Here is a 17,305-nt window from a genome sequence, read left to right as displayed (position 1 = left end):
TAAATTAGGAATTACCTTTGACCGGTATGAAACTCTTATTAGTAGAAGACGAACCTGCTGTAGTATCTGTTATCACCCGCGGCCTCGCAGAAGCAGGCTATGAAGTGAGCGTAGCCCTGGATGGCAAAAACGGGCTGCAGATGGCCCTGGATAACCCCGGCTTTTTGCTGATCATCCTGGATGTGATGTTACCCGGTATGAATGGCATCGAAGTGTGCCGCACCCTGCGGAAAGAACAGGTAGCCACCCCCATTCTGATGCTCACCGCCCTGGGAACCACAGAAAACATCGTCATGGGGCTGGATAGCGGCGCTGATGACTATCTGGTGAAGCCATTTAAGTTACAGGAACTGGAAGCCCGTATCCGCAGCCTGCTGCGCAGAAAAGGCAATACCAGCATAGCCGTTCCCGTGAGTCCGGCAGCGCCGGGCATCATGAAACTGGCCGACCTGGAACTGGATACAGACACCAAGGCTGCCATCCGCCAGGGAAAAACCATTCAGCTCACCGCCACCGAATACCGGCTGCTCGAATATCTTTTTAAAAATCCCCGGAAAGTATTGTCCAGAATGGAAATACTGGAACAGGTATGGGGTATTGATTTTAATATGAACACCAAAGTAGTGGATGTTTATATTAATTATCTCCGTAAAAAAATCAATAAAAACAATCAGCCCGAACTGATACAAACGGTAGTAGGATTGGGTTATATGCTTAAAGAAAACCTCACGGATGAAAATACGCACTAAGATACTCGTGCTTTTTGCCGGGCTGACTATTTCTACCATTCTTGCCATGAGCATACTGGTATATTATTTTGCCAATCAGCATTCCTTCGAGGATTTCTATAAACGGCTGGAAATACGCGCTTATCTTACTGCCAAAGCTACCCTCCCCTATTATGAATCTGATTCCGTTATCTATAACGAAATACGGGAAGAACACCTGGAAAAACTACCCGCAGAAAAAGAATACTTTCTGCCGGTATCCAGCGATCACATCGTCACCAAAGATCCCGGGCTGCAATTACCTGATGAATTTTACCGACAGGTAGCCCGCGATAACAAAGCCACCTACCGCGAAGGCGACCGCTTTTATGAAGGCGTACTCTATAAAAGCAAACAAGGGCTTTATATTGTGATTGTATCCGCCATTAACCAATACAGCGTGGAATACCTGCTGTGGTTGCGCAAAATACTGATCATCTGTTCCACCATTTCCGGTATGATCCTCATTGGCGCCGGTATATTCTTCTCCCGCTATATCCTGCTACCCATCCGGCAGATGATGGCACAGGTAAAAAACATCAGCTCCCGCAACTTACACCTACGGCTACACGTAGATGAAAGCGGCGATGAAATCAATGAGCTGGCAGGTACGTTCAATAATATGCTGGACCGGTTGGAAACTGCTTTTGAAACCCAGAATAATTTTGTGAGCAATGCTTCCCATGAGCTGAGTACCCCGCTCACCGCCATCATCGGCGAAGCAGAACTGGCACTCAATAAAGACAGAACGCCGGAAAAATATGTGTATTCCCTGCAAAACATCCTGAGTGAGGCCGGCCGGCTGGAACACATCACCAAAAGCCTCCTGCACCTGGCACAAACAGGCTTCGATGGTAAAAAACAAGACTGGGGCCTGATCCGGATTGATGAACTCCTGTTTACTGTAAAACACACCATTGATAAAATGAACCCGGGGAACTTTGTATCTATTGACTATAGCCTGTTTCCGGAAGAAGAAGAAAAACTGGTGATCTCCGGCAATGCCCAGCTGCTGGAACTGGCACTCAGCAATATTGTGAGCAATGCGGTAAAATATTCCAACAACCAGCCTGTGTCGATGGCACTGGCAGCTACCGATAAAAAAAATATCATCATTGTAAAAGATCTCGGTATTGGGATTCCTGCCAATGATCTGCCTTATATCTTTTCTCCTTTCTTCCGTGCTTCTAATACCGATCGTTTTAAAGGATATGGTATTGGCTTGCCATTAGCCATGAATATTATCCGGATGCACAAGGGAAATATCATTGTAAACAGCCAGGTAAACGTGGGAACCGAGATCAGTATTGAGTTGCCACGGTAACGTCTGTTTTTCTTACCAAATTCTTACCACATTCTTACAACCTTCTAACTGGGCTCTTACTGGTTACTTACCACACAGCAATAATTTTGTTGTTATAAAAGTACCAGATATGAAAAATATACTCATTCCAACAGATTTTTCGATCCGCTCTCTGGGCTACGTACACAGCATTATTGCGCAGCATGCATATGAGCCGGTTAATATCATTTTCATGCATGCCCTGGAGATGCCGGACTCGCTGTTTGACCTGATTACGTTTACCCGTAACAGCAGACATATAGACCTGATCACGGCTGACTTTAAAGATGGCTGTGAAATCATCCGCAACAAGTATTCTTCTGCTATCAACCAGCTGAAAATAGAATTCTTCCATGGTAATACCACGGCTGCATTCCGCAATTTCCTGCTGGCACAGAATATCGATCTGATTATACAACCGATTGATCACGATTATAATCCGCCCTCCAAACGGAGCTATAACCCGGAGAAACTGATCAAAAGATGCAGGTACCCGATGGTTACCACCCAATTGCTGAAGAGTAAACCAAGTGTGGCGAAATCCACGATTTCCGCCCTTTTACTGGCAGAATAAAACAATGTTACTATGCTACTCAAGAAAAACATCCCATTAAAATATGTATTTGGTCAGATCAGGTATGAACTGCTAATGGTGATGGTCTACTGTCTGACGATTAATATACTCTATTATAAATATGATTTCACCAATATTGTCATTCCCATAGCTGTCCCTATGGTGCTAGGAACCGTGCTATCACTGCTGCTCGCGTTCCGCTCCAATCAGGCGTATGATCGCTGGTGGGAGGCGCGTAGCATCTGGGGCGCTATTGTGAATGATTCGCGTTCCCTGACGCGGCAGGTGCTTAGCCTGATGGACAGCAACTATCAGTCGGAAGAGCTGCAACATTTTCAGGAACGTTTTGTAAAGCGGCAGGCAGCCTGGACCTACAGCCTGGGCCAATCGTTACGGAAGACAGATCCACTTAAGGGGTTGGATAGATTACTGAGCAGACGGGAACTAAATTATTTGACAAGATATGATAATGTACCGGCTGCCTTGTTGCTTTTACATGGAAAAGATATACAATATGCCCTGGAACAGGGATGGCTGAATCAATACCAACAGGTAGCGATAGACAGTACCCTCTCCCGCCTGTGCGATGCCATGGGCAAATGTGAAAGGATCAAGAATACCGTATTTCCCTCAACCTATAGTCTGTACACACATTTTACCGTGATCTTTTTCATTCTCCTGCTTCCCTTTGCCTTAATAGATGTATTGGGTTTTATGGAAATTCCTTTGGTAGTGGCCATCGCGGCGTCTTTCCTGCTGATCGAAAAAATGGGTATCAGCCTGCAGGACCCGTTTGAAAACAAGCCTACCGATACACCGGTAACCACCATTGCCCGGAATATCGAAAAAGATTTGCGCCAGATGTTACATGAACAGGATATACAACAGGAAGAACTGGCCCACAAGGCTAAATACTATGTCCTGTAATGACTGATTTGTGTTTACGCGCCATGCAACTAGGCGTAATTTATAGCGTTATGATAACGACCCCGGTATTAACCGGGGTTTTTGTTTTTATATCCGGATCATTGCGTATCATTACATTTTTACTGTCATGATACGCCAACTGCTGAAAAAATCTGCCCGCATCCTGGGCATTACCCTGCTGACCTTTATACTCTTTATCGCCGGCTACCTGCTGGCAGCGTATATCCTTTCCCGTATGAGCACCACACCGGAACCGGTGAGTGACCGTACCGTGGCTGTTTATATACTCACGAATGGCGTACATACCGATCTCGTATTGCCGGTGCGGCACGGCAATACCGACTGGAGCAGCCGTATCCCGTTTCAATATACGGCCCGCCCGGATACCCTGGCCCAATACATTGCCTTTGGCTGGGGCGATAAAGGGTTTTATCTGGAAACACCCACCTGGGCAGACCTCACTTTCCGTACCGCTTACCGGGCACTTTTCGGTTTGGGCGCCGCCGCCATCCACACCACCTATTACCGCCAGCTATCCGAAAATGACGACTGCCGGCGTATCCTGATCAGCGAAACACAATACAACCGCCTCGTTGCCTATATCAGCAACCGCTTCCTGCCCGGTCCGGATGGCCAGCCCATGCTGATTGCCACTCATGCCAATTATGGTAGCCACGATGCTTTTTATGAAGCGCGCGGCCGCTACCATCTTTTTTATACCTGTAATACCTGGGCCAACAACGGCTTGAAAAGTTGCGGGCAGAAAGCCGCCCGCTGGACCATCTTCGACACCGGCATTTTCAGGCACTACCCGCATTAACTAGCCTTTAACTTATCCTGTACAACCCGCCCATATGCAGATATTCCTTATCTTGCCGCGTCATTTATTGCTGCTGTATTAAAATACCTATACTCATGATTCAACAACAGTACACGCCCCCACCGCCGAAACCGGTGCATACCCAGCCCATACTGGCCTACAAAGGAAATGGTGGTACCTTATTCCGTATTATGCTGGTGAATATGTTACTGACCATGGTTACCCTGGGCTTTTATTACCCATGGGCCAAAGCCAAAACACTACAATACCTGTACAATGCCACAGAACTGGATAATTCCCGTTTCGCCTTTCATGGCACCGGTGCTGAAATGTTCAAAGGATTTCTGAAAGCAATAGGTTGTATCGCTGTCATTATAGCTGTAGTAGTAGCTTGTGTGCTGGCTCACCTCCAGATAGTAGGTATTGTCATCTATGCCATTGCCATTTTCACACTGGCTCCTTTTGTGATTCATGGCGCGTTCCGTTACCGGATGTCCAGAACTACCTGGAGAGCCATCCGCTTCGGCTACCGCGGCAATCTGTCTGCATTCGTGAAACTGTTTATGGTGGAAATGCTGCTGACCATCTGCACCTTCGGGTTCTATGCTTCCTGGATGACCATCAAACTGCGTAACTACGTATTAAGCAATGTACGTTTCGGCAGCGGCGAATTCCAATACAAAGGAGATGGCTGGGATTATTTCGCCCTCAACATGAAGGGGATGCTCCTCTCCATGGTCACCTTCGGCATCTACAGCTTCTGGTGGCAGGCAGAACTCTTCCAGTATTATGTCGACAACCTCCGGCTGGTACAAGGTGAACGTTCCTTCACCCTGCGTTCCAAAGCCACCGGCGGCGCTTTTGCCAAAATGATCATCCTGAATACCCTGCTGGTAATATGCACCCTGGGCCTCGGTTTTGCCTGGGCGCAAACCAATACCCTGACATTCCTGATGAACAATGTACATATCGAAGGGGATATTGATCTTGCCAGTCTGGAACAGACAGAAGAAGAATATAAAAATGCACTCGGCGAAGACATGGCCGATATGTTCGACATCAGCTTCATTTAATCGTACCTATGTTCCAGGGAAGTTATTACAATCACCAGACCGCAGCGTCTGTACCTGTAAAAATACAATTGCATCCGGAAAGCCTGCAACTGACCATTCATTCCACTACACGGCCGGCACGCCAGTTAATATGGCTGTATCAGGAAATACAGCCGGAATGGGGCGAGCAGGACTTTATCCGCATCAACAGACCGGGAGAAGAACCCGGTACCCTGGAAGTAAACGATCCGGCTTTTGTAAAAGATTTCCGGCAACATTATAAACGCTATCGGGGTACCGGGCTGAATGGCCTGGTACACCACAGCGGTCTGCTGCTCACCCTCGGTGTAGGCGTGCTGATACTGGCACTGATAGCGGTCGGTTATTTAGTGATACTCCCCTGGGGGTCCCATCAGGCCGCAAAGCTGCTCCCCCGGTCCTTCGATCAGCAACTGGGACAGCTCGCACGGGAAAGCATGCACGAAGATATTGATACCGCTGCCAGCCGGCTGCTGACCGACTTTGCCGCCCAAATGAAATGGCCCACCACCGACAGCCTTACTTTCCACGTAGCCAAAAGTGATATTGAAAATGCCTATGCCCTGCCCGGCGGTTATATTGTTGTATACAGTGGCCTGCTCGAAAAGCTACCTAATGCCGCTTCCCTGTCGGCATTGTTATCGCACGAAGCGGCACATGTGAGCTGCCGGCATTCGGTACAGGCACTTTGCCAGCAACTCAGTACCCAGGTACTGCTGACCGTCATCACCGGCAACAGCGGCGGTGTAGCCAGTGTCCTGTATTCCAAAGCCAATACGCTCCACAACCTCAGCTACTCCCGTAAATTCGAAAAAGAGGCGGATCTCAAAGGACTGGAAACATTGCGCAACAATCAAATTGATCAGACAGGTATGATAACCCTGATGCAGGAACTGCAAAAGATCAGCCAGCAACAACGCGTACCTGAATTCATCAGCTCTCACCCGCTTACCACCCATCGCATTAAATATGTAACCAGGCAAATCAGAAAACATCCGGCAGCAAAAACGGGACACCCGGAACAGGAAAGGATTTTTAACGGATTGTTGCAAGTGGTTAAAAACAACCCCTGACCGACAGACAACTGCCGGCATAACCTGGTATAAACCTGTCATACCGGTTCTCACGGCACCTTTCGACCTATTTTTCAACGAACAGTGTCTTCTATCCGGCTTATAGAGCGGTTAATTTTACCTGTATTATTTTCTTTGCTACCACAAAGTGCGCACGCCTGTTCCTGCCGGCTGCTCCCATTTTATGCCACAGGATTATTCCCGGGGCTTTCGTATTTTGCCACTAAACACGTGCATCCATTTCTCATTTTTAACGATATACGTATGAAAGCAGCGGCTACGCTATTGCTCCTGTCAATGTTATACACTAACGGAAACGGACAAGGGAAAACGTCCCCCACGCCGGTAACCGGTCCTTCCCTCATTGTACTGGGCAATGTACAGGATGGCGGCTCTCCTCATATCGGCTGCACAAAAGCCTGTTGCAGGGATTTGTTCCGGCAGCCCGATCCTACCCGTATGGTGGCCGCATTGGGCGTCGTGGATCCTGACAATAACCGCAGCTGGCTGTTCGACGCTACACCGGATCTACCGCGGCAAATGAAATGGTTGCAGCAATACACGGCTCCCGGCCATCCGGAAACACCCGACGGTATTTTCCTCACCCACGCACATATCGGGCATTATGCAGGACTCATGTACCTGGGCAGGGAAGCCCTTAACACGAAAGCAGTAACGGTATATGCCATGCCGGGAATGCAATCTTTTTTAACGCAAAATGGTCCGTGGAGTCAGCTGGTAAGCCTGCATAACATCCGCCTGCAACCTATTCAGGACGGGGAAGTAAATACCCTCTCTTCCCATATTAAAGTAACCGCCTATCAGGTACCTCACCGCGATGAGTTCTCAGAAACAGTGGGCTACCGCATTGAAGGACCGCATAAAAAAGTATTATTTATTCCTGATATCGATAAATGGAGCAAATGGCGTAAAAGTATCACCGATGAAATCAAACAGGTGGATTATGCTTTTATTGACGCCACTTTTTTTGATGGAGCGGAAATCAACAATCGCCCTATTGCTGAAATTCCACATCCGTTTGTGATAGAAAGCATGGCATTATTGCAGGCATTACCTGCAGCAGAAAGAGCAAAAGTCTATTTCATTCATCTCAATCATACCAACCCTTTATTAAATCCTGCCAGTCCACAAACGAAAACAGTGCTGCAAAACGGTTTTCATATTGCCCGGTTTAATCAGGTGTTAGCCTTGTAAAGAGAAATGTATCTTTTACTATAACCGTTTTTCTACTGCCAGCAGGCTGAGAGCAGCATTATTAAGCCCATTAACGATTGTATCAATTTACTCCTATCAGCCAATACCTTCGCACCGTTTATTTTAACAGGAGTGTCTTTATTAAATTTCCGGTTTCAATTCTCCTATCGGGATTGAATACCCAGTTCGTTAAACTACCTATGTTTGACAAAACTGCATGGTCTCTTCACTAAACAATCATGCATATTTTTGTATTCACTGCACTATCTTTTCCTGGCCTGGCCTCTCCTATAGCTTAGCAGCTGTATAAAAAAAGAGACCAGGTATGATATGTCATCACAGCCTTCATCGTTACCTTTAATTAATTCCTAGTCTACAAGCTTTTGGCCCTAACAGATCATTTAATTCCTTAAATAATCAGCAAAGCATTTCCCGATAGTCTATAACATTCATTCCCATATCTGCAGACATCCGCAGATAAAACATTTCACCTTTTATTCTTTCACTTTTTAAAACAACCCTATGGATAACAAATTCTACCTGTTCAGGAAGATAATAAGCTGTGTCATCCTTTTATTATGCCTGCCTGGCATACATACTTATGCGCAGGTATACGCCAATAGCCAAAGCAATGGTGTTACGGGCATCTGCCTGCTATGCGGTGTAAGTAATCCGGATAATGCAGTCAACAATGCCAACCTTACTGATTTTTCTACGTTAAGAATTACGGCCGGATTACTGGGAGTGACGGTATACCAGACCTTAATATTTCCTTCCGGCAGCAGCATTGGTTGTGATTCACTGATAGTGAGTGTCGGTAGCAGCAGCACAGTACTTTCTGTTGGTCTATTGGCTGGTGTAACCGTACAAACCTTTAATGGTGCCACTCCCAACAATGATCTACAGGCAGTAGGCACTGGTAATCTGCGGCTGCTCAGTTACAATAGAGGGGAAATCATCCTAAAGCCTGCCAACGTTTTTGACCGGGTAAAGATTATCTTGAACAGCAATGTAATCGGGCTGCTCACGGCATTGGATCTTTATTATGCGCAACGAAAATCCGCTATTCCACCACCGGTGGCACCCGATAGTACAGCTATCTGCCAGGGATCAGGTACAACACTCACCGCTACCGGTATCAGCGGCGCTACCATACGCTGGTATAATGCCGCCAATGGAGGCACTGTATTGTTTACCGGCAACAACTATCCGGTAAACCCAGCTGTAACAACCGTTTATTATGCTGCTGCGGAAGTGGGCAATTGCCAAAGTAGCCGGAAAGCAGTAAAAGTAGTCGTTCATCCAAGGCCGGCCAATCCTGCTTATACACTTCCACAAGGAGCGTTATGCGGTACCGTGTCAGTACCGATAACCAATCATATCAATGGCCTTAATTATAACGTGTATGTGTTTTATAAATTTCCGAATAAAAGCGCTGATACAGCCTTTACGGTAATTAACAGGAATACACTTTCTATTCCTGACCCTAACGGATTTCAACATGCACAGACGGAAGTTTATGTGCAGGCTGTTAATCCGATTACAGGTTGTGTATCGGATACCGTACACAAAACATACGTGCTGGGCGGCCATTCAACCATCCCCGATGTAGATGCAGATAGTGTTGTTATTTGTAAATACGATAGTACTACGTTGCACGGGTTTACGCCTCTTTCCACCTTTTCAACCATTCGCTGGTATACGGCTCCTGTTGGCGGAACCCTGTTGCATACCGGTAATTTCTATAAAGTAAGCCCGGATACGACTACCACTTACTATGCGTCGGGCGCAATTGTATGTGAATATCCGGTACGGCGGGCAGTGAAGGTAATCGTCAGGAAATTGCCTGATCCGGATTATACCGTGCCCAGTGGTATGCTCTGTGGCTTTCCGGTTCTCCCTGTGCATAATCACCAACCGGGTTTCAATTACAATGTGAGACTCGTTTACACGCCCATATTTGGGTCAGGCACATTCGACACTTCTTTTGTAGTGATAAACAGTAACAACATTCCCACACCATATTATATCAACGAAGCACCTGCTGTTGTGGACGTGTATGTGCAGGCTACAGACCCTTTAACCGGCTGCAGATCAGATAAGGTGCAGATGGTATTTACTACTGGTGGCTACTCCAGGCAACCCAGTGCAGATGCAGATACAGTAACCATCTGCCGGGGAGACAGTGCCACGTTACATGCATTCAGTGCTGTTTCCAATACGCCTACTATCCGTTGGTATAATGCGCCCAATGGCGGCACATTACTCCATACCGGTAATTATTACAAGGTGAGTCCTCCAGCTGGCACTACCTATTATGCTTCTGCAGCATATGAATGTGAACACCCATTAAGAAAAGCGGTTCGCGTACAAGTAAACAACTGTCTGGGGCAGACAGTATCAACTGCAGCAACCATCAGCAAGACGCCAACAGTAAAACAGTTGAAGTTATTTCCGAACCCAACACAAGGTATGCTCAAACTTTATGAAGAGAAGGAACTGACAGGCAGTATCATCATTATAAAAAATATTGCCGGATTTGAAGTACAACGAGGGGTATTCAGTAATGACACTTTCTACCTATCTGCGCATCTTGCTCCTGGTATTTACTTCGTCCAGGTAATTACGAAAGCTGGTACTGTGCATATGGCAAAAATCATTTACCAACCCTAGATAAACAGACCGTAAAAAGAGGACCTGTGACAATTGTCATAGGTCCTCTTTTTTATGATATAAGATTTTATTTTCAATAGTACGTTACGGATACTATTTATTGACAGCTGATTATAAAAACCCAGCTAAAACACACTGGCTCCTATCCTCCAATAGGTGTCCTTTTGTTATTTGCCGGCTACTACTGCCTGATCTTTCAGTTCGGCAATACGTACTACTAAATCCGCTAAACGGTTGGAATAGCCAAATTCATTATCGTACCAGCCTACTACTTTTACTAAATCGCCTACAATAGACGTCAATAAAGCATCGAAAGTGCAGGAATAAGGATTATCAATGATATCAATAGATACGATAGGATCTTCGGTATATTTCAATACCCCTTTCATAGACGTACCCGCCGCTTCTTTAAACCGGGCATTGATTTCATTGACACTCTGGGGTTGTTTTTTCAGGATGCAGGTAAAATCGGTCAGGGAACCATTCAAAACCGGTACACGTATACCTGCTCCACCCATTTTACCGGTTAAATGCGGGAATATAGACGTGATGGCCTTCGCAGCACCTGTAGAAGTAGGGATGATCGAAGCCGATGCGGCACGTGCCCTGCGCAGATCTCTATGCGGCGCATCATGCAGGTTCTGGTCGCCGGTCATAGAGTGAACGGTGGTAATATAGCCGTCTACGATACCCCAGTTGTCGTCCAACACCTTTACCATAGGCGCCACATTGTTAGTAGTACAGGATGCATTGGATAATACCGGTGTAGTCAGGTCTATTAAATGATCATTCACCCCTAATACAACGGTAGGAATATCCTTATCCGATGATGGTGCAGATATGATTACCTGTCTGGCGCCCGCCTGCAAATGCAGTTCTGCTCCCGCCCGGGTAGTAAATTTACCGGTGGATTCAATCACCAGATCGATATCCAGCTCCGCCCAGGGTAATTTCAGCGGATCACGTTCTGCCAGCACCCGAATTGATTTCCCATCAATCACCAGTGCATCGGCGGTTGTTGTCACTTCTCCCTGATAGGGACCGTGCACTGAATCATAAGCATACAGGTGTGCCAGTGTTGGCGTATCAGCCAGATCATTGATGGCTACTACTTCTACGCCTGTTTTTTGTAGTAACACGCGTAAACATATCCTGCCTATGCGCCCAAAACCATTAATAGCTATCCTCATGTTGATGTCGTTATAACGTGTAAAATTATTTGATAATGCCCAAATAACAAAAGGCTATTGCGGCGACTGCAAACATAGGAGATAATCACTTCATTTAACTGCTTAAATATTAAATCGGAGGATAGTCCATGCCCCGATCCGGCAAGGGATCCGGGCTACTTTTACGGATACGTTGATACCTGAACAAAGCGCAACCTGACAGCAAAAGGGAATGATGGCAAGTATATCTACCTAAAAAAGAAAGCGTGCTACTACATTCCTGGTTGAATGTAGTAGCACGCTGTATAGAATAGACAGGCAGCTATTATAGTAGCACACCTGCTATCTGTTTTAATGTTTTTAAATGGCATGCATGATCCCTACTCATCAGCTGCCATGAATCACCACTCCAGGTAAATGCCGGCCAGACTAAACCTTAACGCCAGCCTAATCCGGGCGCAACATGTTCCAAAATGGAAGACAGGACATGTACATTGTAATCAACACCTAATGTATTGGGTATGGTCAGCAGAACGGTATCTGCTTCCTGAATAGCTTCATCCGCTGCCAGTTCTTTTATCAGCTGATCCGGTTCCGCCGCATAACCTCTTCCAAAAATGGCTCGTTTGTTCGGTTCAATCATACCGATGCTATCGGTACCATTGGCTTCCCGCCCAAAGAAACGGCGGTCCTGATCGGTTACCAAAGCGAAAATAGACCGGCTCACAGAAATTCTCGGTTCACGCTGATGGCCTGCTTTTTTCCACGCTTCTTTGTACAACCGGATCTGCTCCGCCTGTTGCACATGGAAAGGCTTACCGCTTTCATCGAACTTCAGGGTAGAACTTTGCAGGTACATGCCATTTTCGGCCGCCCAGACGGCGGTTGCATTGGAAGCGGCTCCCCACCAGATACGTTCCCGCAATCCTTCCGAATGCGGTTCCAAACGAAGCAAGCCCGGTGGATTTGGAAACATCGGCTGCGGATTAGGCCGGGCAAATCCCACACCTTTTAACTTATCCAAAAATTCCAATGCCTTACGGCGCCCCATATCTGCGTCGGTTTCTCCTTCTCCCAGCTCATATCCAAAATAGCGCCACCCATCGATTACCTGTTCGGGCGAACCTCTGCTGATGCCCAATTGTAACCTACCCTCCGAAATTAAATCCGCAGCGCCGGCATCTTCCACCATATACAGCGGATTTTCATAACGCATATCAATTACACCGGTTCCGATCTCTATTTTGCTGGTTTTGGCGCCGATTGCCGAAAGCAAAGGAAAGGGAGACCCCAGCTGTGCTGCAAAATGATGTACACGGAAATAGGCCCCGTCTACACCAATTTCTTCCGCAGCCACCGCCAGGTCAATAGACTGCAGTAATGTGTCACTTGCGCTACGGGTTGCATAAGCAGGATGGTTAGACCAATGTCCAAACGATAAAAATCCTATCTTCTTCATAATGCTTCTTTCAGATGAAAAATTACTCATTATTAAGCAATAGAAAATCACCAGCAATAAAGTTCACCAGGAACAGTCACTGGCTTCTACAGCGAAAAATTGAGCTGATAGCCCTTTTAGCAGCAAGGTACTACCATTTCATTAAACCTTCATTTACAAAAACTTAATAATGCAGTAATATCCCGGCTGTCAATCGGGTGACTGGAATATGGTGGTGGATGGATAGGAAGCGATGGCGATGTTGCCGACAGGATGACCTCCTGGCTAATGTTTCCCTATTATGTAAGGCGCAAATTCTAGTCAATGGTAATACTCTCAATTGCCTTCTCCATAGCCTGTTCCTGTACTCCCGGTACTTTTAATCCTTCTGCACGTACTACCGTCAAATCTGTCATACCTAAAAAGCCAAGGAAAGCTTTCAGATAAGGCGCAACAAAGTCGTTGGCTTGACCAGGGCCTTCTGAATAAATGCCCCCGGAAGACATAGCGACGTACACTTTTTTTCCTGTTACTTTTCCAACAGGACCGTTTTCACTATAGCCAAAGGTTATGCCCGCCCTGGTTACATGATCAATCCAGGCCTTTAGTGTTGAATGAATGGTAAGATTGTACAACGGTGCACCAATCACAAGAATGTCTGCCGCCAACAACTGTTTCACCAGCTCATCAGAAAAACGGATAGACACGCTTTCTTCTTCCGTCAGCTGGTCTACGGGAATGAAGAAGGTCCGCAGCACAGCAGGATTAAGATGCGGTATTTCGAGTTCGATCAGGTTCACTTCTTCCAGTGTACTCCCCGGATATTTTTCCTGAACTTTCCGGACAATAGCGTGCCCCAGCTGAATGCTGTGTGATTCTTTCCCCTGAATACTTGAAATTAAATGAAGAATACGTTTCATAAAAATTTTACCTGTTTAATAGTATGATCAATTTCAAATTCCGGGGTCGTCTGATTTCTTTTTTGTGTTAACGATGAAAGCATCCTCTCTCCCGGATTATCAAAGGCAAAATTATGGCTGCCGGGAGGTCCAAAGGACGTACTTACATAAAGGGAAGCGGTTACATTCAGGTAATGTAATTACATTCGTGTCTATGAAAACGATTATGAAAGACCCCTTTCCAGCCAGTGAAACATGCAATGCTTCACTCAAGAACGTGCTTGATGCACTGTCGGTTATTAATGGAAAATGGAGACTTGCCCTGATCCTTTGTCTGGTGCAATCATCCAGGCGATTTAATGAATTGCAGCAGGAACTTCCTGGCATCTCTTCCAGGATATTGGCGAAGGAGTTAAAAGACCTGGAATTGAATGGCTTTATCAAACGTATTGTATATCCGACCATGCCGGTTACCATTGTTTATGAAGCCACCGAGTATAGCCGGACTTTAAGAAAACTAACCCATGAACTAAGTGCCTGGGGCGGGCAACACCGGGAAAGAATTAAGCAAAGTATGCGGAGACAATCCTGAGTAGAGAAGGTATCGGGAACTGCGGTTAAACAACGGCGTTTCAAATGACCTACCATTATTATTTTCAATTGAAATCAACAGGATTACAATTCTACTACATTGTCGGTTATACAAAATATAAGCACATCTGGAGGAAGCTCCTCCAGATGTTAAGAATTTCATTATCACATCGAAAAAAACATCCTGCTCAATCCAAGGTCACCGCTTTAAAAATACCCGGACTTGTCTGAATATACAGTTGCTGCATGGCGCCCCATGGCATCTGTACGATACAACCAGTTCCGAATTTGCTACAACTAACTTCTGATTCATAAGGTACATAATTACCGATGACACTCCGGTAATAATAAAGCTTTGAAGTACTTTTTGCACCATAACTTGCGCCGACAGCTGCAATAACGACCAGCAATGTGACGATAATGTGTTTACTCTTTTTCATAAAATAAATTTAGAAGATACAAAATCAACAATCCTATTTATACATGGCTAATACGATAAGCGCTTGGGGTTTCGTATTATGCTATACGCCTATATTGGTTAAGATATTTACAACGCCGCCAGGGCAAGCACAGTCACACTGAACCTTAGGTTAACACGATGTCGTAGTAACTCCTCCTCTTACCTCATCGCTTTTTTTGTTTAGCCCTATGCCTATACAGGCTAATATGGTCATCCCAATGTTGAAGACCAAATGAGTGCTCCATCCCATATCCCGGAAGATTCCGCCGCATGAGCACGGGCGCTTTTCAGCAAAGCATACAACATACGCTACATATAAAGAAAACAGCGTCATTAGAACAAAACTGGCGATTAACCCTTGTTGTCTGTACCTGGGAATAAGCAGGATGATGGCTATCATCAACTCGACAGCTGGAACTGCTACAGATAAGGTGAAAGCAAAATTGCCTATTAAAGGTGAACGACCCAGATCCCGCAAATACGTAGGGTAAATAAAAAGTTTAGCAAAGCTTGCATAAACAAAAAGGAAAAAGAAGGCATAGCAAATGATTTCAATAATTACAGGGCGTCTCACTTGAAATGTTTTAATAGGTTAAACTGCATCAGTAGTGGCATACTAAAGGCATCCAAGAACATTATACTGCTCTCAGCAACAGAAGATCTGCTCTAACAAGGCCGAAAAAACTCAGCAGATACACTCAAAACGGTATCGCCTATTATGATAAAAACAAGATGGTGATATTACAGTATTGGTTCGGAGATAACTTTTATGTTACGATTTAATGATTAAGGGATAAAGGGTAATTCCGGTATTTCCAGGTTAATAGCTCGTACAATGATTACTTCTGAGAACAATATACAATCGTAAAATGAAATGTCAAACTAAAATTATTATTAAAAACGGGAAAACTGCACTCAAATTGCGTCGCCCCCCCGATTATTCTCCGGATTTAATTTGAGCCGGATACTTTTGAAAGCCGCTGTAGAAGGTGCTGCTGAATTTTCCGGGGGGGCATAGTCTAAGGTTATTGCTACTATTTTTACCAGCTCGCCTGCTGCAACAATGCGACAGCATACCTTATAGCAATACGCAACTGATAATGGCAGATGCGATACCCAACTAACACGCTTTTAAGTATATCTATATACGCGCTTAACCAATTTTAACCAATTATTATATGCACTTTATAAAAAAGGCGATCATTCTATTGCTAACCTCATTTGTTCCAACTACGCGCTGCGCACAAACAAATATTTGCTTTTCAGACATAGGTATATTTTGGGAAACATTCGATAGTATATATGCCGTTAAGGACACTGCACAGCAAATACAACTAATACAAACCATCTATCTTGATAAGGGCACCAAGGGATTAAAAGAACTAGCCCACATCAGAAACTGGACACCCGAAATATTTTAGAAAAGTATTTTTACTCATATTTATTTCTGGACATCTATCAGACCCAATACGCTGAAAGTAAAAGAGAATAAAGCAGCAATTGAAAAACTAGTAACAACCTATAAAAAGCTATATCCTCTTTAAAACACCGGAAATCTATTTTATTATTGGATATATTGGAACAGGCGGCACTACGATACAAACGGAGGTACTTGTAGGAACAGAAATTGAGGCTTCGGATAACACCACTAACTCAGTAGGCCTTCATCCTTTTTTTCAGGGCTATAATGACAATCAAGGTATTCTGCAGATTGTGTCACATGAGCTCACCCATACGCAACGCAAAGGAGGAGATATGAAGGATAAAGCCCACACCAAGCTACTCGGGCTTTGTATTGCAGAAGGTTTATGCGATTTTATAGCAGAATTGTTGTTGCAGCACCCAGTACAAATGCCATATATGCGTTACGGTAGGGAACACGAAAAGGAAATATGGCAAAAATTTAAACAGGAAATGCACGGGACGGTATCAAAAGACTGGCTATATAATGGTGTGGATCTGGGATACTTTGTGGGATACGCCATTTGTAAGTCTTATTATGAGCATGCCACGGACAAAGCTAAAGCGATTGACTATATGATAAATCTGGATAATGAACAGATAGCTGATTTGGATAAGTTTCTGGTAGATTCCAGGTATATGCAATAAGAGATGCATGAACTATTTGAACCGTAAACGGATCAAGTTGAATACCAGGGGACTGAAAAACCGGAGACCTGCTTTTCCTCATGTGTTTTTCAAAATTTTCTACACCCTGTTCGTCCACCTTTAACAACGATCTAATACCTCATGCTTTCCGCTTGAA

General features: G+C 45.1%; 16 protein-coding genes. 11 read left to right on the top strand and 5 right to left on the bottom strand.

Features of this window, described 5'->3' with window-relative positions; all coding sequences use genetic code 11:
- Positions 1–26 precede the first annotated feature (26 nt).
- The 9 genes from OL444_RS13360 (at position 27) to OL444_RS13320 (ending at position 10,482) form a co-directional block, all read left to right on the top strand.
- Complete coding sequence (locus OL444_RS13360; RefSeq protein ID WP_264732695.1) at positions 27–749, top strand: response regulator transcription factor; 723 nt, start codon at positions 27–29, stop codon at positions 747–749.
- Complete coding sequence (locus OL444_RS13355; protein ID WP_264732696.1) at positions 733–2,091, top strand: sensor histidine kinase; 1,359 nt, start codon at positions 733–735, stop codon at positions 2,089–2,091. Before OL444_RS13360 ends, OL444_RS13355 begins: the two co-directional genes overlap by 17 nt.
- A 109-nt stretch (positions 2,092–2,200) precedes the next feature.
- Positions 2,201–2,683 carry a hypothetical protein gene (locus OL444_RS13350; protein ID WP_264732697.1) on the top strand — a complete coding sequence of 161 codons (483 nt, stop codon included), beginning with the start codon at positions 2,201–2,203 and terminating at the stop codon, positions 2,681–2,683.
- Between the two features lie 12 nt (positions 2,684–2,695).
- Positions 2,696–3,610, top strand: coding sequence for a bestrophin family protein (locus OL444_RS13345; RefSeq protein ID WP_264732698.1), 915 nt, complete (start codon positions 2,696–2,698; stop codon positions 3,608–3,610).
- A gap of 127 nt (positions 3,611–3,737) precedes the next feature.
- A complete protein-coding gene (locus tag OL444_RS13340) occupies positions 3,738–4,430 on the top strand; it encodes a TIGR02117 family protein (RefSeq protein ID WP_264732699.1) in 693 nt (230 codons plus the stop codon).
- Positions 4,431–4,525: 95 nt separating this feature from the next.
- Positions 4,526–5,503: a YjgN family protein gene (locus OL444_RS13335; protein ID WP_264732700.1), complete on the top strand. Its 978-nt coding sequence runs from the start codon at positions 4,526–4,528 to the stop codon at positions 5,501–5,503.
- Between the two features lie 8 nt (positions 5,504–5,511).
- A complete protein-coding gene (locus OL444_RS13330) occupies positions 5,512–6,594 on the top strand; it encodes a M48 family metallopeptidase (RefSeq protein WP_264732701.1) in 1,083 nt (360 codons plus the stop codon).
- Between the two features lie 264 nt (positions 6,595–6,858).
- Positions 6,859–7,809 (top strand): MBL fold metallo-hydrolase, encoded by a 951-nt coding sequence (locus OL444_RS13325; RefSeq protein ID WP_264732702.1) that lies wholly within the window; start codon positions 6,859–6,861, stop codon positions 7,807–7,809.
- A gap of 522 nt (positions 7,810–8,331) precedes the next feature.
- Entirely contained in the window at positions 8,332–10,482 is a 2,151-nt protein-coding gene (locus tag OL444_RS13320; RefSeq protein ID WP_264732703.1) for an Ig-like domain-containing protein, read from the top strand.
- A gap of 167 nt (positions 10,483–10,649) precedes the next feature.
- Here OL444_RS13320 and gap read toward each other — a convergent pair whose 3' ends face one another.
- The 3 genes from gap to OL444_RS13305 form a co-directional block, all read right to left on the bottom strand.
- Positions 10,650–11,672, bottom strand: a complete 1,023-nt coding sequence (gene gap / locus OL444_RS13315; RefSeq protein WP_264732704.1) for a type I glyceraldehyde-3-phosphate dehydrogenase — start codon at positions 11,670–11,672, stop codon at positions 10,650–10,652.
- A gap of 415 nt (positions 11,673–12,087) precedes the next feature.
- Positions 12,088–13,110 (bottom strand): LLM class flavin-dependent oxidoreductase, encoded by a 1,023-nt coding sequence (locus tag OL444_RS13310; protein ID WP_264732705.1) that lies wholly within the window; start codon positions 13,108–13,110, stop codon positions 12,088–12,090.
- Positions 13,111–13,406: 296 nt separating this feature from the next.
- The gene (locus tag OL444_RS13305) at positions 13,407–14,009 is read right to left on the bottom strand and encodes an FMN-dependent NADH-azoreductase (RefSeq protein WP_264732706.1); all 603 of its coding nucleotides are present in this window, start codon (positions 14,007–14,009) and stop codon (positions 13,407–13,409) included.
- Positions 14,010–14,202: 193 nt separating this feature from the next.
- Between OL444_RS13305 and OL444_RS13300 the strand changes: the two genes are divergently transcribed.
- Positions 14,203–14,580 carry a winged helix-turn-helix transcriptional regulator gene (locus OL444_RS13300; protein ID WP_264732707.1) on the top strand — a complete coding sequence of 126 codons (378 nt, stop codon included), beginning with the start codon at positions 14,203–14,205 and terminating at the stop codon, positions 14,578–14,580.
- Between the two features lie 187 nt (positions 14,581–14,767).
- Here OL444_RS13300 and OL444_RS13295 read toward each other — a convergent pair whose 3' ends face one another.
- Positions 14,768–15,019 (bottom strand): hypothetical protein, encoded by a 252-nt coding sequence (locus OL444_RS13295; protein ID WP_264732708.1) that lies wholly within the window; start codon positions 15,017–15,019, stop codon positions 14,768–14,770.
- A 150-nt stretch (positions 15,020–15,169) separates the two neighbouring features.
- On the bottom strand, positions 15,170–15,613 hold the full coding sequence (locus tag OL444_RS31930; RefSeq protein ID WP_371878161.1) for a MauE/DoxX family redox-associated membrane protein: 444 nt from the start codon (positions 15,611–15,613) through the stop codon (positions 15,170–15,172).
- Between the two features lie 947 nt (positions 15,614–16,560).
- Between OL444_RS31930 and OL444_RS13290 the strand changes: the two genes are divergently transcribed.
- Positions 16,561–17,148 (top strand): DUF2268 domain-containing putative Zn-dependent protease, encoded by a 588-nt coding sequence (locus OL444_RS13290; RefSeq protein WP_371879037.1) that lies wholly within the window; start codon positions 16,561–16,563, stop codon positions 17,146–17,148.
- Positions 17,149–17,305: the final 157 nt, after the last annotated feature.

The organism is Chitinophaga nivalis (assembly GCF_025989125.1).
In the GTDB taxonomy this organism is placed as follows: Bacteria; Bacteroidota; Bacteroidia; order Chitinophagales; family Chitinophagaceae; genus Chitinophaga; species Chitinophaga nivalis.
Note: the sequence above shows the minus strand (reverse complement) of the source record. Positions and strands in the feature narration are given on the sequence as shown.

Excerpts from the sequence above, each read along its gene's own strand:
- OL444_RS13360 (WP_264732695.1), top strand. The coding sequence starts at position 27 with ATGAAACTCTTATTAGTAGAAGACGAACCTGCTGTAGTATCTGTTATC.
- OL444_RS13355 (WP_264732696.1), top strand. The coding sequence starts at position 733 with ATGAAAATACGCACTAAGATACTCGTGCTTTTTGCCGGGCTGACTATT.
- OL444_RS13350 (WP_264732697.1), top strand. The coding sequence starts at position 2,201 with ATGAAAAATATACTCATTCCAACAGATTTTTCGATCCGCTCTCTGGGC.
- OL444_RS13345 (WP_264732698.1), top strand. The coding sequence starts at position 2,696 with ATGCTACTCAAGAAAAACATCCCATTAAAATATGTATTTGGTCAGATC.
- OL444_RS13340 (WP_264732699.1), top strand. The coding sequence starts at position 3,738 with ATGATACGCCAACTGCTGAAAAAATCTGCCCGCATCCTGGGCATTACC.
- OL444_RS13335 (WP_264732700.1), top strand. The coding sequence starts at position 4,526 with ATGATTCAACAACAGTACACGCCCCCACCGCCGAAACCGGTGCATACC.
- OL444_RS13330 (WP_264732701.1), top strand. The coding sequence starts at position 5,512 with ATGTTCCAGGGAAGTTATTACAATCACCAGACCGCAGCGTCTGTACCT.
- OL444_RS13325 (WP_264732702.1), top strand. The coding sequence starts at position 6,859 with ATGAAAGCAGCGGCTACGCTATTGCTCCTGTCAATGTTATACACTAAC.
- OL444_RS13320 (WP_264732703.1), top strand. The coding sequence starts at position 8,332 with ATGGATAACAAATTCTACCTGTTCAGGAAGATAATAAGCTGTGTCATC.
- gap (WP_264732704.1), bottom strand. The coding sequence starts at position 11,672 with ATGAGGATAGCTATTAATGGTTTTGGGCGCATAGGCAGGATATGTTTA.
- OL444_RS13310 (WP_264732705.1), bottom strand. The coding sequence starts at position 13,110 with ATGAAGAAGATAGGATTTTTATCGTTTGGACATTGGTCTAACCATCCT.
- OL444_RS13305 (WP_264732706.1), bottom strand. The coding sequence starts at position 14,009 with ATGAAACGTATTCTTCATTTAATTTCAAGTATTCAGGGGAAAGAATCA.
- OL444_RS13300 (WP_264732707.1), top strand. The coding sequence starts at position 14,203 with ATGAAAACGATTATGAAAGACCCCTTTCCAGCCAGTGAAACATGCAAT.
- OL444_RS13295 (WP_264732708.1), bottom strand. The coding sequence starts at position 15,019 with ATGAAAAAGAGTAAACACATTATCGTCACATTGCTGGTCGTTATTGCA.